This is a genomic window from Streptomyces sp. NPDC048290 (assembly GCF_040652095.1).
In the GTDB taxonomy this organism is placed as follows: domain Bacteria; phylum Actinomycetota; class Actinomycetes; order Streptomycetales; family Streptomycetaceae; genus Streptomyces.
Map to the genome: position 1 here is coordinate 497,406 of NZ_JBEZLM010000003.1, position 19,035 is coordinate 516,440.

General features: G+C 73.9%; 17 protein-coding genes. 12 read left to right on the plus strand and 5 right to left on the minus strand.

Annotated elements, in window-relative coordinates; translation table 11 throughout:
- Positions 1 to 167 precede the first annotated feature (167 nt).
- Together AB0D49_RS07020 and AB0D49_RS07025 are read left to right on the plus strand one after the other, a co-directional pair.
- Positions 168 to 1,571: an SWIM zinc finger family protein gene (locus AB0D49_RS07020; protein WP_362751953.1), complete on the plus strand. Its 1,404-nt coding sequence runs from the start codon at positions 168 to 170 to the stop codon at positions 1,569 to 1,571.
- On the plus strand, positions 1,568 to 4,321 hold the full coding sequence (locus AB0D49_RS07025) for a DUF6493 family protein (protein ID WP_362751955.1): 2,754 nt from the start codon (positions 1,568 to 1,570) through the stop codon (positions 4,319 to 4,321). The genes AB0D49_RS07020 and AB0D49_RS07025 overlap by 4 nt, the downstream gene beginning before the upstream one ends.
- Before the next feature lie 93 nt (positions 4,322 to 4,414).
- Here AB0D49_RS07025 and AB0D49_RS07030 read toward each other — a convergent pair whose 3' ends face one another.
- Complete coding sequence (locus AB0D49_RS07030; RefSeq protein WP_362751958.1) at positions 4,415 to 4,900, minus strand: hypothetical protein; 486 nt, start codon at positions 4,898 to 4,900, stop codon at positions 4,415 to 4,417.
- A gap of 328 nt (positions 4,901 to 5,228) precedes the next feature.
- Here AB0D49_RS07030 and uppS point away from each other — a divergent pair, with 328 nt between their 5' ends.
- Both uppS and AB0D49_RS07040 read left to right on the plus strand, forming a co-directional pair.
- Entirely contained in the window at positions 5,229 to 5,975 is a 747-nt protein-coding gene (gene uppS / locus AB0D49_RS07035) for a polyprenyl diphosphate synthase (protein WP_362752137.1), read from the plus strand.
- 69 nt (positions 5,976 to 6,044) lie between these two features.
- Complete coding sequence (locus tag AB0D49_RS07040; RefSeq protein ID WP_362751961.1) at positions 6,045 to 7,592, plus strand: oxygenase MpaB family protein; 1,548 nt, start codon at positions 6,045 to 6,047, stop codon at positions 7,590 to 7,592.
- A gap of 9 nt (positions 7,593 to 7,601) precedes the next feature.
- On the opposite strand, the gene rpmF is transcribed toward AB0D49_RS07040, so the two are convergent.
- Complete coding sequence (gene rpmF, locus AB0D49_RS07045) at positions 7,602 to 7,772, minus strand: 50S ribosomal protein L32 (RefSeq protein WP_362751964.1); 171 nt, start codon at positions 7,770 to 7,772, stop codon at positions 7,602 to 7,604.
- Between the two features lie 147 nt (positions 7,773 to 7,919).
- Here rpmF and AB0D49_RS07050 point away from each other — a divergent pair, with 147 nt between their 5' ends.
- Together AB0D49_RS07050 and AB0D49_RS07055 are read left to right on the plus strand one after the other, a co-directional pair.
- On the plus strand, positions 7,920 to 8,969 hold the full coding sequence (locus AB0D49_RS07050; protein WP_362751967.1) for a helix-turn-helix domain-containing protein: 1,050 nt from the start codon (positions 7,920 to 7,922) through the stop codon (positions 8,967 to 8,969).
- 150 nt (positions 8,970 to 9,119) lie between these two features.
- Positions 9,120 to 10,082: an alpha/beta hydrolase gene (locus AB0D49_RS07055; protein WP_362751969.1), complete on the plus strand. Its 963-nt coding sequence runs from the start codon at positions 9,120 to 9,122 to the stop codon at positions 10,080 to 10,082.
- 40 nt (positions 10,083 to 10,122) lie between these two features.
- On the opposite strand, the gene AB0D49_RS07060 is transcribed toward AB0D49_RS07055, so the two are convergent.
- Positions 10,123 to 12,132, minus strand: coding sequence for a PucR family transcriptional regulator ligand-binding domain-containing protein (locus tag AB0D49_RS07060; RefSeq protein ID WP_362751972.1), 2,010 nt, complete (start codon positions 12,130 to 12,132; stop codon positions 10,123 to 10,125).
- A 239-nt stretch (positions 12,133 to 12,371) separates the two neighbouring features.
- On the opposite strand from AB0D49_RS07060, the gene AB0D49_RS07065 reads away from it, so the two are divergent.
- The 5 genes from AB0D49_RS07065 (at position 12,372) to AB0D49_RS07085 (ending at position 17,401) form a co-directional block, all read left to right on the plus strand.
- Positions 12,372 to 13,985 (plus strand): amino acid permease, encoded by a 1,614-nt coding sequence (locus tag AB0D49_RS07065; protein WP_362751975.1) that lies wholly within the window; start codon positions 12,372 to 12,374, stop codon positions 13,983 to 13,985.
- A 104-nt stretch (positions 13,986 to 14,089) separates the two neighbouring features.
- Positions 14,090 to 14,794, plus strand: a complete 705-nt coding sequence (locus tag AB0D49_RS07070) for an SDR family oxidoreductase (protein WP_362751978.1) — start codon at positions 14,090 to 14,092, stop codon at positions 14,792 to 14,794.
- Positions 14,794 to 15,570, plus strand: a complete 777-nt coding sequence (locus AB0D49_RS07075) for an SDR family oxidoreductase (RefSeq protein ID WP_362751981.1) — start codon at positions 14,794 to 14,796, stop codon at positions 15,568 to 15,570. Before AB0D49_RS07070 ends, AB0D49_RS07075 begins: the two co-directional genes overlap by 1 nt.
- Positions 15,558 to 16,526 carry an agmatinase gene (gene speB / locus AB0D49_RS07080; protein ID WP_362751984.1) on the plus strand — a complete coding sequence of 323 codons (969 nt, stop codon included), beginning with the start codon at positions 15,558 to 15,560 and terminating at the stop codon, positions 16,524 to 16,526. Before AB0D49_RS07075 ends, speB begins: the two co-directional genes overlap by 13 nt.
- On the plus strand, positions 16,523 to 17,401 hold the full coding sequence (locus AB0D49_RS07085; RefSeq protein ID WP_362751987.1) for a polysaccharide deacetylase: 879 nt from the start codon (positions 16,523 to 16,525) through the stop codon (positions 17,399 to 17,401). Before speB ends, AB0D49_RS07085 begins: the two co-directional genes overlap by 4 nt.
- A 53-nt stretch (positions 17,402 to 17,454) precedes the next feature.
- On the opposite strand, the gene AB0D49_RS07090 is transcribed toward AB0D49_RS07085, so the two are convergent.
- The gene (locus tag AB0D49_RS07090) at positions 17,455 to 17,811 is read right to left on the minus strand and encodes an immunity 51 family protein (protein ID WP_362751989.1); all 357 of its coding nucleotides are present in this window, start codon (positions 17,809 to 17,811) and stop codon (positions 17,455 to 17,457) included.
- Positions 17,812 to 17,868: 57 nt separating this feature from the next.
- Positions 17,869 to 18,291 carry a VOC family protein gene (locus AB0D49_RS07095; protein WP_362751992.1) on the minus strand — a complete coding sequence of 141 codons (423 nt, stop codon included), beginning with the start codon at positions 18,289 to 18,291 and terminating at the stop codon, positions 17,869 to 17,871.
- 104 nt (positions 18,292 to 18,395) lie between these two features.
- Here AB0D49_RS07095 and AB0D49_RS07100 point away from each other — a divergent pair, with 104 nt between their 5' ends.
- On the plus strand, positions 18,396 to 19,001 hold the full coding sequence (locus AB0D49_RS07100) for a TetR/AcrR family transcriptional regulator (protein WP_362751995.1): 606 nt from the start codon (positions 18,396 to 18,398) through the stop codon (positions 18,999 to 19,001).
- Positions 19,002 to 19,035 lie beyond the last annotated feature (34 nt).

Here is a 19,035-nt window from a genome sequence, read left to right on the forward strand (position 1 = left end):
TACGCCTCCGCGGGCCGCAGAAGGACGCGTACGCCTCCGCCGACGCCGGCCGCCCGTGTCGGCGAGGTGCCCGGCTCCCGGCGTGACGACCACCGCGATCCCGTCGCCACCGGCGTAGATCCGCAGGTCGAACGGCGTTGTCAGTGGCAGCCCGTAGCGTTCTGGGCATGGCGTCGAATCTTCAGGCGTACACCTACGCCCAGCCCTCCGCCGTGCGGACGACCGCACGGGGGACGGCACTCGGACTGGAGACCTCCGGCGGGCTGACCCCCGCCGGACCCGTGGCCCGGCCGCGGTTCTTCTCCGGTTTCCTGACCCGCCCGTGGACCGCCGCGGCGGGACTGCTGGCGGTGGCCGACGTGGCGGGCGCGCGCTACTACCGGCCGGAACTGGCCCGGCTGCTCGACCCGGTGGTCACCGCGCAGGGCGACCGGCTGCGGTTCGAGTCGTTCTCCGGCTGCTGCGGGGTCTACGCCCGGCTCGACGTCCTGGGCGACGGTCTCGACGGCGGCGAGGTGTTGCACGGCACGACCAATGTCGACGTCAACAACCCGCTGCGGGACGCCCTGACCAGGATCGGCGCCGACGACCCGCTCCATCTGCGGGTCGGCCCGGAGGAGTTGGCGGTGACCACCCTGGGCGGCCGGGTGGTGGAGAAGAAGGTGCCGCTGCCCGACCGCTGGCTGCGCGGCTTCGCCGAGACCCAGGTGATCTCCGCCGCGTTCGAGCCGCGTGCCGAACTCGGCGCCGCCGAGACCCTCCGCTTCCTGCGCGGGCTGCCCCGCACCGGACGCCCCGGCGCCGCCGTCCAGTGGCTGCTGCTCGCCGGGCGCGCCCTGCGCCCCACCAGCCGCCCCGCGCCCGGCGCGGTCTGCCTGCCCGGCCCCTGGCGCCTCGCCACCCTGCACCGCGTCCTGCGCCACGCCACGGGACTGCGCCTCTACGGCCCGCCCGCCGCCGCCGACAGCCCCCCGCTGGCCTCCGGTTGGGAGGTCGACCTGCCCGGTATGCGGCTCACCCTGGTCCTGTCGCCCGCCGTGAGCCGCGGCTTCAGCGGCGAAGGGGGCGTCCTGGAGGCGCTCGCGGGCGACGACACGGCCGCCGACGCCGAACTCGTCGGCGTCCTCCTCGCCTGGGAGCCCCGGATCGACCCGGCCGACCTCGCCGCCCGCGCGGGCCTCACCCGGGACCGGGTCCGGGCCGCCCTCACCCGGCTGGGCACGGCGGGCCGGGTCGGCTACGACTGCGCCGAAGCCGCCTACTTCCACCGCGAACTGCCCTACGACGCCGACCGCGCCGAGCGCCACAACCCCCGCCTCGTCGCCGCCCGCGCCCTGGTCGCCGACGGCGCCGTCACCTTCCGCGAGCCCCCCGGCCACCCCGGCGGCCCGGTCGCCGACGTCCGCTCCGGCGACCGTACCCATCTCGTCCGGCCCGCCCCGGACGGACCCGGGCTGAGCTGCACCTGCCCCTGGTGGTCCGACCACCGGGGCGGGCGCGGACCCTGCAAGCACGCCCTGGCCGTCCGTATCGCCCACCGCCGTGACAGCGCACCCCTGGAGCACCGATGATCCGCTGGCCCGCCCGTTCCACCCGCCCGGCGAGCCCCGCCAAGATCCAGCGGTTCCGCCACGAGGCGGGGAAGGACCCGGCCGCCGCACTGCTCCGGGCCGTCGAGTCCGGCGCCCGCAACGAGATCCCGGTCCTGCTGGCCGACCTCGACGACCGGGCCCGCCGCGCCCTGCTCCCCGACCTCAAACGGCTGCGGGAGGACGGCACCGCGCCCACCGACACCCGCCGCGCCGCCTACCTCGCCGCGGCCGGCTGCCACACCGGCGCCGTCGCCTGCGCCACCTGGCTCAAGCGCCCGTACAGCCATGAACAGGACCCGTACCTGGTGGGCGCGGTACTCGCCGGACGCCCCCCGGAGTTCCTCCGCACGGTGCTGGAACGGCTGGCCGCCGTCCCCGACATGGGCCGCTGGGACTTCCTGCTGCTGCGCACCCTCGCCGACATCGCCGACCTCCCGCTGCCCCTCACCGAGGCGACCGGCGCCCAATGGCAGTACGAGGCGTACGACCGGCACTACGAGCGCTGCCCGCACCGTGCGAACCGCCGCCGCGGAGCCCAGGCCCCCGACCCGGACGCGCCCTGCGGCGGGCTGCTCGCCGCGCTCCGCGAGGACCCGCTGACCCCGCGCATGCTGCCCTTCATCCTCGACACCCCCGAACTCACCGGGCAGTTGGTGTGGGCGGCCTGCCGCGACGGCCGGCACCTGATCGACACCTGGCACGGCACCTACGCGGCCCTCGCCGCCGACGGCGTCCTGGACCGCCGCGCCCTCACCGACGCCTCCGTCGCCGTCCTGCTGCGCGGCACCTGGCCGCTCGGCGGCGTCCGGTTCTGCGTCGCCCTGCTGCGCGCCCTGGACCTGACCGCCGACGAACACACCGAGCGCACCGGCGACTGGATACGCGTCGCCGCCGACGCCCCGTCCGTGGCCGCCGGGTACGCCCTGGACGGGCTGCGCGCCCTGTGGGACGCCGGGCGGCTCAGCACACCGCAATTCGCCGAGACCGCCCGTGGGGTGTTCTTCCGCACCGAGAAGCACCTCGTGCGCACCCAGCTCTCCTGGCTGGAGACCGCCCTGCGCCGCACGCGGGACGACGCCCCCGTCCTGCTGCCCACCCTCGGCGATGTCTTCGGACACGCCGACACCGCCCTCCAGCAGCGCGCCCTGCGGCTGGCCGGACGGCACCTCGCCCACGCCGGACCCGCCGCCCGCGAGGACCTCGCCGCCGCGGCCGTCCTGCTGCGCCCCGGACTCCTCGCCACCGCCGCCGACCTGTTCGACGCCCCCGGACTCGTCCCCGACTGGGCCGGACCCGGCGCCCGCGAGCCGCACCGCGACACCCTGCCCGAACCCCGCAAGCCCGCCCCGCTCGCGCCCCCGCCGCACAGCGCCGAGGAGTTCGCCGCCGAGTTCGCCGCGATCCTCGCCACCGATCTGCGCAACCGCGCCACCACCGGTCCCCACGAATGGGCGCTGGACGGCCTGATCCGCCTCGCCCACCAGGACCGCGAGGCGCTCACCAAGGCCCTGGAGCCGATCGCGCAACGCCATGACGACGCGCTGAGCCGCACCAACTGGCGGATGTACGGCGGCTTCGGGCTGCTCCCGCTGCTCGCCGCCGTCACCGGCTGGATCGACGCCGGGGACGTCAAGAAGGCCCGCCGTGCCCTCGCCCACCGGGACTGCCCCCACTCCCGCTTCAGCCTGCCCTGGCGCCACCGGCTCGCCGAACTGACCCAGCTGATGGTCACCGGCCCCGTCCCGCCCCGGCTGCTGTCCACCCCGAGCCTCGACTCGGGCGAACTGGACCCCGCCGACCTGCTGGACCGCCTCGACCTCTACCGCGCCGAGGGCGCCGATCCCGCCCCCGCCGACTTCGACACCGCCCTGCTGCGGCTGAGTCGCCCCACCGACCCCACCGCCCACCTCGCCCGCGCCCACGCGCTGGGCACCCCCGCCGGCCGCCGCCTCGCCGCCTGGCTGACCACCCCGCCCCCGCCGGTCCCCGCACCGGAACGCACGGCGGTACGGATCGCGGACGACCGGACCCGCACCGAGCTGACCGACGCCCCCAGCCGCCCCCTCGCCAAGGCGCTCCCGGCCCTGCCCGCCCTCGGCGACGGGTACCGTCCGGCCCATCGCTGGTGCGGCTGCCTCTACGGCTCCGCCCGCAAGTGGGTCTCCCTGTGCCCCGACCGGCCCGACACCCTGGCCGTCCATCTGATCCGGCTGGCGGCCGAGGCCGCCGACGGCTCCGAGCGGGTCGAGACGGGCGTGCTGCTCAGCCTCGCCGAGGCGCCCGGACCGGCCGGACCCGCCCTGCACCTCGCCCTCGCCTACGGCATGAGCGCCCGGCACGCCGACGACCGGCTCGCCGTGGTCGACGCCGTGCTCACCCTCGCCGCCCGCGCCACCCTCGACCCGGCCCGGCTGGGCGCGGACCTCGCGGAACTGCTGTCCCTCGGTGCCGTCAAGGCCACCCGGGTCGCCGACGCCCTCGCCACCACGGTGTCCGCGGGCGCCCCCGCCACGGCCTGGGCCATCGGCGCCGCCCTGCTCCCGCCGCTGCTCACCGCGGACGCCCCGCCGCCGCGCGGCACCGGCGACCTGCTCGCCGCCCTGGCGGGCGCGGCGGAAGTCAGCGGCGCCCGCGAGGACGCCCCCTGGCTCACCGAGCTGGCGGCCCGGCACGGCTCCAGCAGACTCCTCACGGAGGGCAGACGCCTGCACCAGGCACTCACCGGCTGACGGGGGCGAGGGGGAGAGGGGAGGGGGGACGGGCCCAGTCGTGCACCAGGCACTCACCGGCGGACCGGGGCGAGGGCGGCGAGGGACACGGGCTCAGTCGGGGTCGATCATCTCGGCCTCGCTGAGATCCTCCAGCCCGACCGGCCGGGTCCCCTCGAACAGCACGGCGAGCCCATAGGGATCGCACACCGGCAGCCGCCCCTCGAACCGCAGCAGCCATCCGTCGTCGTGGAAGGTGAACTGCGGTGACTCCAGCGGGAGGCCGGTCGGTCCGGCCGCCAGCGGGGGAGCGGCCCGCGCGGGCGTCAGCCCGAAGAAGCCGGGGTCGTCCCGCAGTGCGTCGTGGACGAAGCGCAGCGCGGCCAGGAGCACACCGTCGACCCCGGCGAGCACCTCGGCGATCAACGGCAGATCGGCGCCGTCGAGACCGTCCGCGCCCGCCAGCAGGATGTGTGCCTCCACGGGCACGCCGTAGAGCGTGCTCACGGGGGGCTGGTCGACGGTCCACATGCGCAGGCCGTCGGGGGCGGGGCGGGGGGTCAGCGCCCCGACCCCGGGACGGACGACGCTCGCGGTCACAGCGGCTCCTCTCGATGCTGGACGCTCGATGCCCGGTGTTCGGCGCCGGGGGTCCGGCGTCCGATGCCCGGTGTTCGGCGTCCCGGGTCCGGCGTCCGATGCCCGGCGCCTGATGCCTGGTGTTCGGCGCACGGCGCACGGCGGCTACGCGCACGAACATACGATCCCTCACCCACGTGGGTGAAGCGAACGGCTTCGTGCGTCGTCCGGGTGAGCGGCGTTGCCACACTTTCCGGGTTGTCGGATCAACGCGAGGGCGTGACGGTTGAGCGAGTCGAGCGGTGCGGGCGCTGTTTCATCTGTCCCGGCATTCCCGGCAGTCCCGGCCATACCGGCATCGCACGGCCCGCGTGCCGTGCCCCGGCATGTCGCCTGTGTGATGGACGGCAACGGCCGCTGGGCCGCCCAGCGGGAGCTGCCCCGCACATCGGGCCACCGCGCGGCCGAGACGACCGTCATCGATGTCGTCGAGGCGGCCCGCGCCGCCGGGGTCGAGTGGCTCAGCCTCTACGCCTTCTCCACCGAGAACTGGCGGCGGCCCACCGCCGAGGTGGACCAGCTGATGCACCTGGTCCGCCGGGTCGTCCGCAAACACGCCCCGCTGCTGCACGCGCGCGGTATCCGCTGCCGTTTCCTCGGGGTCGCCGACCCGCGCATTCCGCCCGCGCTCACCCGGGACTTCGCCGATCTGACGACCCTCACCGAGGCGAACCGGGGCATGACCCTGACCGTCGCCTTCGACCACGGCGGACGGCAGGACATCGTGGCCGCCGCCCGCTCGCTGATCCGCGAGGGAGTGCCCGCCGACGCGGTGACCGAGCGGTCGTTCGCGGCCCATCTGCCCTTCCCCGACACCCCGGACGTCGATCTGGTGATCCGCACCTCCGGTGAGCAGCGCATCTCCAACTTCATGCTGTGGCAGGTCGCCTACGCCGAGTGGGTCTTCCCGCCCGTGCTGTGGCCCGACTTCCGCGCACCGCACTTCCTCGACTGTCTGCACGCCTACCGCCGCCGTGAACGCCGCTTCGGTGCCGTCCGGCCCGAACCGCCGCGCGGCGGATCGACGCCGACCTAACCCCCCAGACCTCACCGACGCGCACCGCACCGCACCGCACCGCACCGCACCCAAGGGAGAACCACGATCGTGACGAGCACAGGTGACTCCGCTCCCACCGAGGGGACGACCGACCCACCGGGCCCCGCTACGGACCCCACCGCCCCCGAGAACTCCGACCCCCTCTTCGGCCCCGGCGCCCTTTTCCACTCCTTCCTCAACGACCCCCGCTGGGCCCTGGCCATGGTCCGGGCGACCGTGCTGGAGGCGGCCCATCCGCAGATCGGCGCGGCCCTCGCCGAGAACTCCACCTTCGTCGCCCACCCCTGGCGGCGGCTGCGCAACACCTTCATGAGCGTGCAGCGGTTGTTCGGCGCCGACGCCGGGACACGGCAGCGGGAGGCGGCCCGGCTGAACCGGCTGCACGCCCGGCTCACCGGGACCGACGCCGAGCAGCGCCCCTACGACGGCACGGACCCCGCCGCACGGGCCTGGGTGGTGGCGACCCTGTTCGAGAGCGTGGTCACCATGTGCCGCCTCGGCGGCCAGCCCCTGGAACGACAAGATATGGAGCGGCTGTACGCCGAATTCCTCGCCTTCCACACCCTGATGGGCGACCCGCCCGGCCACCTTCCCGCGCGGCTGCACGACTTCTGGCCGTACTTCGACCGGGTGGTCGAGGAGGAGCTGGAGAACACGGAGGCCGCGCGGATCATCCTGTTCCGGCTCTTCGACCACCTTCCCGCGCCGCCCGTGCTGAACGGCGTGCCCACGGTGTGGGCGGCGGGGCGGGCGCTGGCCGGGCCGGTCATCGGGGCGGTCACCGTCGCCTCGCTGCCGGAGGCGTTCCGGCGCCGGGCCGGACTGGCGGAGGTGCCCGGGGCGCAGACCCTGATGCAGGGCGCCTATCTCACCGTCGGCCTGACCCGCTTCCTCCCCGAGAGCTGGCTCGCCACCGAGAACCTCGCCGAACTCCTGGACCCCTCACCCGACAGCGACAGCGCCCCCGCGCGCACCCTCGCCGCGCTCCAGGACCGGATGAAACGGGCCGCCGCACTGGTCCGGCTGATGACCCCGGCGGTCCCGGCGCCCTGGTCGTCGGCGACGGCGCCGGACTCGACCTGGGGCACCGCCCCGGAGCCCGCCTCCGCCGCCACTCCGCGCCGCGAGTCGGAGGAGTTCTTCCGCCAGGTGCTGGACCAGACCGGCGACGGCTACCTGGAGTGGCCCGACCTCGCGGCGATGGCCCGGGAACTGGCGAGCCGCCTCGACCTGGACGAGCCCGAGGAGACCCGGCTGTACCGCGCCTTCGCCGACTGGTGGCGGGAGCTGCAAGGCGCCCTGGACACCGACGGCGACGGACGGGTCAGCGCCGAGGAGTACGCCGCCGCCGTACCCTCCCTCGCCGGGCCCGCGCTGATCCGCGCGGCCGAGGTGCTGTTCGACGTCACGGACAAGGACGGCAGCCGGAGCATCGACGCCGACGAGTACCGGGCGCTCTTCCGGACCGGGTTCCACCGGGACCCGGCGGCGACCCGGACCACGTACAGCCGTAGCGCGTTCATCAAGGACTTCCTGTCCTTCATGTCGGGCCGGGCGCGCTCGACCCCCTATGACGCGGTGCTGGTGGACCCTTAGGGGGGTCGCTCAGTCGGCGGGCCGCAGCAGCCCCCGCTCGTACGCCTTCACCAGATGCTGCGGCACCAGATGCCGTACGCCCTCGATGGTCACCGGTACGAGGACGGGGGTGGTGGCCTTCCACTGGGCGCGGCGGTGACGGGTGTTGCTGCGGGACATCTTGCGCTTGGGGACGGCCATGGTGCTCCTCGCTCGGGCGACGTGACGGGCTGGTCGGGCACAGCGACGCTACATGAAAATGGTTCCCATTTAAAAACCGGCTCCACCACGGCCCTCCGCTCCCACGGCCGCTTACCCTGGCCGCAGTGCGGGTGGAGGGAGCGCGTGATGAGAGAACTGGTCTCGCAGCTCGCCGCGGTGGACCTGGCCGCCGCCGAGAGCTTGAAGGTGATCGGGCTGTTCGACGCCCTCGTGGAGAGCCGCGCCCCGCTGGAGGGCCTCGTCCGGGCCGCCGGGGCGTTCGCCGCCGCGCCGGTCGGACTGCTCCGTCCCGACCGGCGGCTCGTCGTCCGGGTCGACACCGACGGCACCCGCACAGCCCCCACGGTCACCGTCGCGGAGATCGAGTCCCGCTGGCCCGCCCGCCCGGTGCCGGACGGCGGTCTGGTCTGGGTCGAGCGCGAGGGCCCGCCCACCCCGCGCGACCTGCTCCTGCTGGAACGGCTGGCCGTCGCCGTACGGCTCTCGCTGGACCGGCTCAGCGGGGGACTGCCCGACACCGCCGCCGCCGCCGCCGTACTGCTGGACGGCGGGGCCTCCGACGAGGCGCGGACGCGGTCCGCGCGCGCCCTCGGGCTGCCCGCCACCGCGTCCGCCCGGGTGCTGCTGCGTCCGCCGGGTCCGCGCGGCGCGCCGCTGCCCGCGCGGACGGCGATCGTGACCACCGCCGCCGGGCCGGTCCGCGCGACCGTCGCCCCGGTGGCCGCGCCGCCACCGGACGACGGACCGGTCGGGGTGGGCACCTCCGCACCCGTCACCGCGCTGCCGCCCACCCTGCGCGGCGCCCTGGCCGCCCTCCAGCTCGCCTCCCCCTGGCACCCCGTCCAGAACGCCGACGACCTCGGGCTGCTCGGCTCCGTCGAGATCACGCTCCCGCTGAACCGGGCCCTGGCGTCGGCCGTCGCACGGATCGGCCGGGCCGTCGCCGAGCCCTGGGGCCTGGACACCCTGCGCGCGCTCACCACCACCGACAGCGTGCGGGCCGCCGCCGCGCTCTGCGGAGTCCACCACTCCACGCTCCAGGCCCGCTGCGAACAGCTCACCGCGCTCCTCGGCCACGATGTGCGCGGCGCCGAGGGACGCCTGCGGCTCTCCCTCGACCTGGCCGCGTACCGGCTGATCACGACCACCTTCGGCTACGACGAGAGCGACGGCTGACCGGACCGGGACCCCGTCTCGGTCACCGCCGCCCGCCATATGGCGGGTGCCCGGCGCGCAACCGCGCGCGCCTGGCGGTCCCGCCGCACCGGTCCCCGGGCGCACAGTTGGTCGCAGCCCCCCGCACCCGGCACCGTCCAGGAGGCAGCCATGTCCCTCGCCCGCCCGCCGTACGACCCCGAGCTGCGCGCCTATCTGGAGTCGGGCGACATCCCCGCGCTGGACATCACCGTCGACCGGATCGCGGACCTGCGCGCCGAGATGGCCCAGATGTCGCCGCCGCTGGCGGACATCGTGGCGCAGGCCGGTCTGGAACACACCGAGCTGTCCGTGCCCGGCCCCGAGGGCGCCCCGGACGTGACCCTCTCGGTCGTCCGCCGTCCCGGCGCCTCCGGGGCCGCCCCCTGCGTCTACTTCATCCACGGCGGCGGAATGATCGTGGGGGACCGGTCCACCGGGGCCGCCGCCTTCCCCGAGTGGATCGAGCGGTTCGGGGTGACCGTGGTGTCGGTCGAGTACCGGCTCGCGCCCGAGCATCCGCACCCCGCCCCCGTCGAGGACTGCTACGCCGGACTGGTCTGGGTCGCCAAGCACGCCGCCGAGATCGGGGTGGACCCGGAGCGCGTCCTGCTCGCCGGGGGCAGCGCGGGCGGCGGACTGGCCGCCGCGGTCGCGCTGCTGTGCCGGGACCGGGGCGGCCCGCGCCTGGTCGGCCAGCTGCTGAACTGCCCGATGCTCGACGACCGCGACCAGACCGTCTCCAGCCGCCAGTACGAGGACGCCCTCGTCTGGAACCGGCAGCACAACGTCGTCGGCTGGACCGCGCTGCTCGGCGCCGCGAAGGGCATCGACGGCGTCTCCCCGTACGCCGCCCCGGCCCGTGCCACGGACCTTTCGGGGCTGCCCCCGGCGTTCATCGACACCGGCTCGGCGGAGGTCTTCCGTGACGAGGACGTGGACTACGCCTCCCGGATCTGGGCGGCCGGTGGACAGGCCGAACTCCATGTCTGGGCGGGCGGCTTCCACGGCTTCGGCATGATCCGCGAGGCCACCCTCAGCCGCGCCGCCGACGACGCCGTGCACAACTGGATGGGACGGGTGCTCGACGCGTAGCCGACCGCGCGCAGGGGTGGGCGCCTGTGCCGTCCGCCCCTCAGCGCAGTACCTCGCCGCGCAGCAGCGCGTGGGCCTGGTACGCGATCCACAGCTCGGTGATGTCGGCGGTCTCGGCCAGCCGCCGACCGGTGAGTTCCTCCACCCGCTGTATCCGGTACATGACGGTCTGCTTATGGACGTTCAGCGCCGCCGCCGTGCGCTGCCACGAACGCCGGTTGACCAGGAAGGACCGCAGGGTGCCCAGCAGATCCGTGCCGTTGGCGCGGTCGTACCCGGTCAGCGGGCCCAGCACCCGGTCCGCGATGGCGCGGGCCTCGGCATGGCTGCGCAGCACCGTGAACCCGGTCTCGTCGCCGTAGCGGACCAGACCGCCCGACGAGGTGCGGGCCAGGGCCAGCGACCACACCGCCTCGTCCCGGGCGTCGGAGATCCGCTCCAGGGCGGTGGTCCCGCTCAGCCCGATCGGGGTGTCCGGCCCCAGCCGCTGCTGGACGGCGGCCACGTCGCCGGGGCGGTCGGTGAGCAGCGCGAGCAGCAGGTCGCTGCGGTTGAGCAGCAGGTGCGGGACGCGCCGGCGGCTCAGCGCCAGATGGAGATCGCGCTGCTCGGCCACGTTCTCCTGGGACACCGCAAGGACGACCAGGTCCTCGGCCGGGAGCCGGTGCGCGGCCAGCTCCTCACGGGCCGCGCCGGGGTCCACCCGGGCGTCCAGCAACTGGGCCAGCAGCTCCGAGCCGAGCCGCCGCTCATGCTCGCGCAGCATCCCCTGCCGGGCGGTCTCCACGGCCGCCGCGGTCGCCAGGTGGTGCAGCAGGGAGGTGTCCAGACCGGGCAGCTCGACGGCGACCAGCACGGTCGGCTCCTCGGCGGGCACCTCCACGGCGAGCACGGTGGTGGTCCTGGGGTTGGCGATGCCTGGCGGGCTCGCGGGGGCCGGTGCGGGGCGTGTGCCGGATGTTTCTCCGGGGGCTGGGGCTGGGGCTGGGGCTGGGGCGCGGCCTGCGCCTGGCGTTCCCGCCGGGCTTGGCGCGGGTCCTGCGCCTGGTGTTTCTCCCGTGGCTGAGGGGCGCCCCGTGGCTGGCGTTCCCGCCGTGCTTGGGGCTTTTCCTGCGCCTGGTGTTTCTCCCGTGGCTGGGGCGCGCCCCGCGCCCGGCGTTCCCGCCGTGCCGCGCGCTTTCCCCGCGCCTGGCGTTTCCCCCGCGCCTGACGCCCGCCCCGCGCCCGACGTTCCCGCCGCGCCTGGCGCCTTCCCCGCGCCTGGCGCCCTCCCGGCTCCCGAAGCCTCCCCCGCTCCTGACGCCCTCCCCGGGCCCGACGTACTCCCCGCCCCTGACGCCTGCCCCGCCTCCGCAGCCGCCGCCGCTTCTCCGGTCGTCCCCGGTGTCCCCCCGCCCCCCGGCACCGGTCGGGTGTACGGCACGTGCAGTACGCCCGGGATGCGTCCGTTGTGATCGCTGACCGCGGTGAGCAGGGCCTGCCGCAGCGCGGGCTCGGGCGCCGCGCCCTCCGGGTCCACCGGGTGGGCGGTGGCCGTGTCGAGCAGCAGCAGCCGACAGCCCAGGTCCCGGCCCAGCCGCGCGGTGGGCGAGTCCCCGGCGCGGTCGACCAGGCTGTCGCGCAGCGCCCCATAGATCTTCTCGATCTGCCCGAAGCGCGCCGACGCCTCCCCGGTGTTGGCATCGGCGACCGCACGGGCCACCGCCACGAAACTCACCGAGTACGAGGCGGTCAGCACCGTCAGCCCGTGCCGGTCGGCCGCCGCCGCGAAATCGTCGGTCAGCGCCGGGGTCTCGGGGTCCTCGCCGATCAGGATGCCGCTCGCGCCCGCCACGGCGCAGCGCTCGACCAGCCCGGCCTGGCCCGCGCCGCTCTCCGGCAGGGTGCAGCCGTTGCGCATCAGCAGCTCGCCGCCCGCCATCCAGTCCCAAGGGCTGTCCAGGTCGGACGCGTGCGCCCAGGACACCGCGCGGTCCAGCCCCGCCGCCCCGGCGAACAGGCTGAGCCGCAGATGGGGCAGGTCCAGCACGGTATGCATGGTGGTGGGCATCGTTCCTCCGCCGTTCTCTCCGCTGCTGTCTCCGCTGCCTTTCCGGCCGTTTTATCCGCCCCGTGCTTGTAACTTCGATGTAATCCTGTTGTGCGATCGCTCAAAGAGCAAGTGGCGATTGTGGTCATCGCTCGGTAGATCTGGGAGTACCGGCGACGCAGACTCCCTGCAAGTTCGCTCGTGCCGGGCGGACGGTGTCTCATCACCACCCCGGCAGGGGGCCAGGTAAGGAGCGGCGCATGTCGAATCCTCCAGTCGCGTCACACACAGCGGGCACCGCCGAGCCGTCGGGCGGCGCCGCGGAGGAGAGCCGGCTGAAACGCGGTTTCAGCTTCCGCTCGGCGTTCTCGCTGGCCTTCGCCGATGTCTCACCGATCGTCGCCCTCTACGCGATCTTCACGCTCGGTCTGTTCTCGGCGGGTCCGGCCTTCTTCTGGGCCTTCCCGATCGTGCTGGCCGGTCAGTTGCTGATCGCCTGTGTCTTCGGTGAACTCGCCTCCCGCTGGCCCTACGCCGGGAGTGTCTACCAGTGGGCCCGCCATCTGCGCGGCGCCTCCTGGGGCTGGATCGCCGCCTGGGCCTACACCTGGGGTCTGACCATCGCGCTGTCCACCCTCGCCTACGGCGCCGCGGGCTTCCTGCTCCCGGCGGTCGGCGTGGACGGGCCCGGCAAGGGCGTCACCGCGGCCACCGCCATCGGCATCCTCGCGCTGGGCTCCCTGGCCAACATGGTCGGCCGCCGGATCCTGAAGATCATGGTGATCGCCAGTATCATCTGCGAGGTCGTCGGCTCCGTCGGCCTCAGCACGGTCCTGCTGGTCTTCCACCGGGTCAACCCGGTCGACGTCCTCTTCGACGGCTTCGGCACCCAGGGCCTGGGCTCCTGGGTCGGCGGCCCCCTCCTGGTCGCCATGGCGTACGTCGGCTGGTCCTTCGTCGGCTTCGAGGCGGCCGGGTCCATCGCCGAGGAGGTCGAGCGGCCCGAACGCAATGTGCCCAAGGCGATCATCCTGTCGCTGCTGTGTGTGGCCGCGATCGTGATGTACTCCAGCGTCGCCGTGATCCTCGCCATCCCGAACCTGGACCAGGTGATGGCCGCGAAATCCGGCGACCCGGTCACCGACACCCTGGTCAGCGCGCTCGGCTCGGGGATCGCCCGGCCCCTGCTGATCATGTTCGTGATCGGCTTCCTGTCCAGCTTCCTCGCCGTCCAGGCCGCCGTCACCCGCTGTCTGTGGGGCTCCGCGCGGGACAACGCCCTGCCCGGTTCCAAGTTCCTGGTCAAGCTCGCGGGCCCGGAGCGGCTGCCGGTCAACGCCATCGCGCTGACCGGTGTGGTCGCCGCGATCCTGGTGCTGCTCGCCGGGTCGAACCTCTACCGGGTGCTGGTCAACTTCACCACCATGGGCTTCCAGATCGCCTTCGCCGTCCCGGTGATCGCCGCGCTGATCGCCCGGCTCACCGGCAAGTGGAAGCCGGGCGCGTTCAGCCTCGGCCGCTGGGGGCTGCCGGTCACCGTGCTCGCCGCGCTGTGGGCGGTGGCCCAGACGATCAACATCGCCTGGCCGCGCACCTCCATGGGCGACACCTGGTACCTGCGCTGGAGCATGATCCTGACGACCGGCCTGCTGGCCGTCGCCGGGGCCGTGATCTACGCCGTGGTACGGCACCGGATCAAGCCGCCGCTGGCGGTGCGGCTGGCGGCGGAGGGCGGAGTCACCGGGGGCGGGGAAGGCGCCGGGGACGGCGGTGGCGGTGGCGGTGCCGCGATGGCCGCCCCGCTCGGCAAGGCGCCCGCCGCGCCCGCCTCACCCACGACCCCGGGCAAGCCCGGTACGCCCCCGCGCCCTTAGCGCGGTCCAGCACACCAGCGGACCTGCACGCCAGCGGACCCCGCACACCAGCGGACCCGCACACCCCGCTCACCCACCCGCCCGCTTCCTCAGAAGGCAGGATCATGAAACACCCCCGGGTCGCCGTGGTCACCGGTGCCGGCAGCGGTATCGGTGCCCGGATCGCACACGAACTGCACACCTACGGCTGGCAGGTGGCCGGTATCGACCGCCAGCCCGTGATCGACGACGCGCTCACCCTCTCCCTGGTCGCCGATGTCGCCGACGGGGAGAAGGTCCGCCAGGCCGTCGACCATGTCCACCGGGCGCTCGGCCCGGTCGAGGGCCTGGTCACCGCCGCCGGGCACTACGCCATGAGCCCGGTCGACACCATCACCCCCGAGGAATGGCACCGTATGCTCCGGGTCCATCTCGGCGGGCTGTTCCACACCGCGCGGGCCGTGCTGCCGTCGATGATCGAACGCGGTGGCGGCAGTGTCGTCGCCATCTCCTCCGAACTCGCCGTCGGCGGCGGCGACGGCGAGGCCCACTACGCCGCCGCCAAGGGGGCCGTCATCGGTCTGGTGCGCAGCCTCGCCGCCGAACTGGCGCCCCATCACATCCGGGTGAACTCGGTGGCGCCCGGCCCCACCGACACCCCGCTGCTCGCCGCGGACTCGCCCTGGCGCGACCCCGCCTATCTCGCCACCCTGCCCACCCGGCGGCTCGCCCGGCCCCATGAGATCGCCGCCACCGCGCGCTATCTCCTCCAGGACGCCACCTTCTGCACCGGGGAAGTCGTCTCGCCCAACTCCGGAGCCGTGATCTGATGCCGACGTCCGACCTCTCCGCGACCCGCTCGCCGTTCGCCCTGGTCACCGGGGCGACCCAGGGCATCGGCCGGGCCATCGCGCTACGGCTGGCCGCCGACGGCGCCCGGGTCGCCGTGGGCGGCCCGGCGCCGGGCCCCGACATGGACGCCGTCGTCCGCGCCGCGAACGCGGTCGCCGCGCCCGCCGACGTGTCCGACCGCGCCCAGGTGCACACCATGGTCGAGCAGTTGCGGCACACCGTCGGCGATCTCGACGTCCTCGTCTGCAACGCCGCCTATATGACCATGGGCGGCTTCCTCGACCATGACGAGGACGACTGGTGGCGGATCGTCGACACCAATCTGAGCGGCACCTTCCATCTCGTCCAGGCGGTCCTGCCGGGGATGCGCCGCCTCGGCCGTGGCCGGATCGTCGTCATCTCCTCCGAGTGGGGGGTCACCGGCTGGCCCCACGCCAGCGCCTACGCGGCCTCCAAGTCCGGACTGATCGCCCTGGTCAAGAGCCTCGGCCGGGAGCTGGCCCCGGAGAACATCCTGGTCAACGCCGTCGCCCCGGGCGTCATCGACACCCCGCAGCTCGCCGTCGACGCCGCCGACGCCGGGCTCTCGCTGGACGAGACGCACCGCCGCTACGCCGCCGGTATCCCGCTGGGCCGGATCGGCAGGCCCGAGGAGATCGCCTCGGCGGTCGCCCATCTCACCGATTTCTCCCATGGCTCGCTCACGGGCCAGACCCTTCAGATCAACGGAGGCAGCACCCGATGCCGAGCCTGAGCCCCGACGCCCGCACCGAGCCGGTCGGCCCCGTGGACGGCCAGATCAGCCCGCGCTACGCCGGTCTCACCACCTTCGCCCGGCTCCCCCGGATCGAGGACGTGCCCCGCTACGACGTCGCCGTCGCCGGGGTGCCCTTCGACGCGGGTGTCACCTACCGGCCCGGTGCCCGCTTCGGACCCGGCGCCATCCGTGAGGCGTCCCGGCTGCTGCGCCCGTACAACCCCCGGCTGGACGTCATGCCGTTCCGTGCCCAGCAGGTGGTGGACGCGGGTGATCTGCCGTGCAACCCCTTCGACATCGCCCAGGCGGGCCGGGAGATCGAGGCGGCGGCCTACGAGCTGATCCGCGACGGCGCGAGGCTCATCACCCTGGGCGGCGACCACACCATCGCCTACCCCCTGCTGCGGGCCATGCACCGGGTGCACGGACCGGTCGCCCTGATCCACTTCGACGCCCATCTCGACACCTGGGACACCTACTTCGACGCCCCCCTCACCCACGGCACCCCCTTCCGGCGCGCCGCCGAGGAGGGCCTGTTCATCCCCGGCTCCAGCGCCCACGTCGGCATCCGCGGCTCGCTCTACGACCCGGACGACCTGACCGCCGACGCCGAACTGGGCTTCACCGTCGTGCACTGCGCCGACTTCGAGACCCGGACGGTCGCCGAGGTGGTGGACCAGCTCCGGGCGGCCGTCGGGGACGCCCCGCTGTATCTGTCGGTGGACATCGACGTCCTGGACCCGGCGCACGCGCCCGCCACCGGAACCCCCGAGGCCGGTGGTCTGACCAGCCGGGAACTGCTCGGCATCGTCCGCGGGTTGAAGGGCCTCAACCTGGTCGGCGCGGATATCGTCGAGGTCGCCCCGGCCTACGACCACGCCGACATCACCAGCGTCGCCGCGGCCAATCTCGCCTACGAGTATGTGTCCCTCTGCGCAAGGACGCCCCGATGACCTCGCCGACCCGGCCCGCGGAACCGATCGCCTGGCCCGCGGGCCACCGGGCCGCCGCCGCCCTCACCTTCGATCTCGACGCCGAGTCCGCCGTCCTGTTCGAGCACCCCGGCGCCCGGCACCGCATGTCCGTGATGACCCATCAGTCGTACGGCCCGCTGGTAGGGGTGGAGCGGCTGCTGGGCGTCCTCGGACGGCACAATGTCCGCGCCACGTTCTGCGTCCCGGGGTGGACGGCCCTGCGCTATCCGGACGTGGTGCGCTCCATCGCGGCGGCCGGGCACGAGATCGCCCACCACGGCTATCTCCATGAGCCGCCGACCGGGGTGGACGCGGCGGCGGAGGCGGACGCCCTGGACCGGGGACTGGACGCCCTGGAGGCCGTCACCGGCGTCCGCCCGGTCGGCTACCGGGCCCCGATGTGGGAACTCTCCTACCGCACCCCGGACCTGCTCGCGGACCGCGGCTTCCTGTACGACTCCAGCCTGATGGACGCGGACGTCCCCTATGAACTGGCCGTGTCCGGTGGTTCCTCCCTGGTGGAGATCCCCGTGCAGTGGGCGCTGGACGACTGGGAGCAGTACTGCTATCTCCCCGGGATCTCCGGCACCGGTCTGATCGAGAGCCCGGCCAAGGTCCTGGAGATGTGGACCCTGGAGTTCCAGGCGCTGCACCAGGAAGGCGGCTGTTTCGTGCTCACCAACCATCCCTTCCTGTCCGGCCGTCCGTCCCGCGCCGCCGCCCTGGAGACACTGATCGAGCGCATCACCGCGACCGGTGACACCTGGATCGCCCCGCTGGCCGATCTCGCGCACCACGTCCGCTCCCTGGACCTGACCCCGAGGGTCCTGACCCCGCCGGACCCCATGATGTGAGGCACGAGGGCGGCAGGAGACCCGGTGCGGCGGGAACCCGGACGGTGGCGCCGTCAGTCGAACCAGTCCGGGTCACCCGCGAGGATCAGCTCCCTCAGCAGCGCGCGGTCGCCGTACACCTGGTGCAGCAGCGTCCCCAGGCGTCTGAGCGCGTCGGCGTCCTCGCCATAGGCGACGAACATCCCCGCCTCGCAGTCGTATCCGAAGCGGCCCGCCAGTTCGGGGGCCCGCTCCCGGACGGCCGATCTGGCGACGCCCTCCCAGCCGTAGCCGCTGGCGTACTGCTCGCACTCGGTGAAGACGTCCTCCACCTGCACCATGTGGCTGTCGCTGAGCATCAGGCAGTAGGAGCCCGGCTTGTGGTCGTACTCGAAGAAGACCAGCGGGGCGAAGGTCTCACGATCCGTCATGGCTCCGACTGTAGGCGGCGGCACTGACAACGGGCCCGTGGGCCGCCTCCGCCCCGGTCATGACGTGGTGAGGTACTGGGCGGCGAACTCCGCCGTCGGCGCGATCGGGCTGATGACGTCGATCAGGACGTCGTTCGGGTCGGCGACGATGAAGTGCCGCTGTCCGAAGTCCTCGTCGCGCAGCGGGAGCAGCGGGCGCAGTCCCTCGCGCACCACCAGCCGCTCCCACTGCGCGTCCACGTCCGGCACCTCGAAGTTCAGCAGCAGGCCCTGGGCGGGGCGGCGGTAGCCCTCGGGGATCGTCGGATGGGTGTGGTCGAGCAGGGCCAGTTCGTAGGCGTCCAGGCGCAGACTCACGTACCAGTCGGCCTCGAAGGTGGTCTCGAAGCCCATCAGCCGTGTGTAGAAGTCGTGCGACTGCGCGAGCCGGGTGGTGCCGATCACCGGATAGAAGCTGGTGGGGTGGAGGGGTGCGGGCATGGTCGAGTCCTTTCGCGTACCGGTGGTATGTGAAAGACGGTATTGGCATACCGGTGGTATGTCAAAATGGTCCGGACGGCGGTGGACCTCGGAAGGGAGTGCGTGTGACGCGGGACCAGGGCATCCGGGCACGGCAGCGGGCGCAGACCCGGCGGACCCTGCTGCGGGAGGGCGGACGGGCGTTCGCCGAGCTGGGCTATGCCGGGGTCGGTCTGGCCGGGATCGTCCAGGCCGCCGGAGTCACCAAGGGCGCCTTCTACCACCACTTCGCCAGCAAGACGGAGCTGTTCCACGCCGTACTGGAGGAGGCGCAGGAGGAGGTCGGACGGCGGGTGGCGGCGGCGGCCGACGTGCATGACGACCCGTGGGACCGGCTCGTCGCCGGATGCGGGGAGTTCCTCGCGGCGGCCACCGATCCCGACCTCCAGCGGATCATGCTGGTGGACGGCCCCGCCGTACTGGGCTGGGCGCAGTGGCGGGCCCTTGACGAGGCCGCCTCCGGACGTCATCTCGCCGACGCGCTCACCGAGTTGATCGACGCCGGGTCCATCGCGCCGCAGCCCGTGGAACCCCTGGTCCATCTGCTGTCCGGCGCCATGAACGAGGCCGCCCTGTGGCTGGCCTCGACCCCTGGTCCGGGTGAGCGGCTCGACCAGACCAGAGCCGCGCTCGCCGGGCTGCTGGGCGCGCTCCGCGCGGATGCCGGATGACCGGTGCCGGGTTCCCGGTGCCCGGAAGTTACCC

What these genes read in the sequence shown, in the direction of transcription:
- AB0D49_RS07020 (WP_362751953.1), top strand. Translation starts at nt 168, where the DNA reads ATGGCGTCGAATCTTCAGGCGTACACCTACGCCCAGCCCTCCGCCGTG.
- AB0D49_RS07025 (WP_362751955.1), top strand. Translation starts at nt 1,568, where the DNA reads ATGATCCGCTGGCCCGCCCGTTCCACCCGCCCGGCGAGCCCCGCCAAG.
- rpmF (WP_362751964.1), bottom strand. Translation starts at nt 7,772, where the DNA reads ATGGCCGTCCCCAAGCGCAAGATGTCCCGCAGCAACACCCGTCACCGC.
- AB0D49_RS07050 (WP_362751967.1), top strand. Translation starts at nt 7,920, where the DNA reads ATGAGAGAACTGGTCTCGCAGCTCGCCGCGGTGGACCTGGCCGCCGCC.
- AB0D49_RS07055 (WP_362751969.1), top strand. Translation starts at nt 9,120, where the DNA reads ATGTCCCTCGCCCGCCCGCCGTACGACCCCGAGCTGCGCGCCTATCTG.
- AB0D49_RS07060 (WP_362751972.1), bottom strand. Translation starts at nt 12,132, where the DNA reads ATGCCCACCACCATGCATACCGTGCTGGACCTGCCCCATCTGCGGCTC.
- AB0D49_RS07065 (WP_362751975.1), top strand. Translation starts at nt 12,372, where the DNA reads ATGTCGAATCCTCCAGTCGCGTCACACACAGCGGGCACCGCCGAGCCG.
- AB0D49_RS07070 (WP_362751978.1), top strand. Translation starts at nt 14,090, where the DNA reads ATGAAACACCCCCGGGTCGCCGTGGTCACCGGTGCCGGCAGCGGTATC.
- AB0D49_RS07075 (WP_362751981.1), top strand. Translation starts at nt 14,794, where the DNA reads ATGCCGACGTCCGACCTCTCCGCGACCCGCTCGCCGTTCGCCCTGGTC.
- speB (WP_362751984.1), top strand. Translation starts at nt 15,558, where the DNA reads ATGCCGAGCCTGAGCCCCGACGCCCGCACCGAGCCGGTCGGCCCCGTG.
- AB0D49_RS07085 (WP_362751987.1), top strand. Translation starts at nt 16,523, where the DNA reads ATGACCTCGCCGACCCGGCCCGCGGAACCGATCGCCTGGCCCGCGGGC.
- AB0D49_RS07090 (WP_362751989.1), bottom strand. Translation starts at nt 17,811, where the DNA reads ATGACGGATCGTGAGACCTTCGCCCCGCTGGTCTTCTTCGAGTACGAC.
- AB0D49_RS07095 (WP_362751992.1), bottom strand. Translation starts at nt 18,291, where the DNA reads ATGCCCGCACCCCTCCACCCCACCAGCTTCTATCCGGTGATCGGCACC.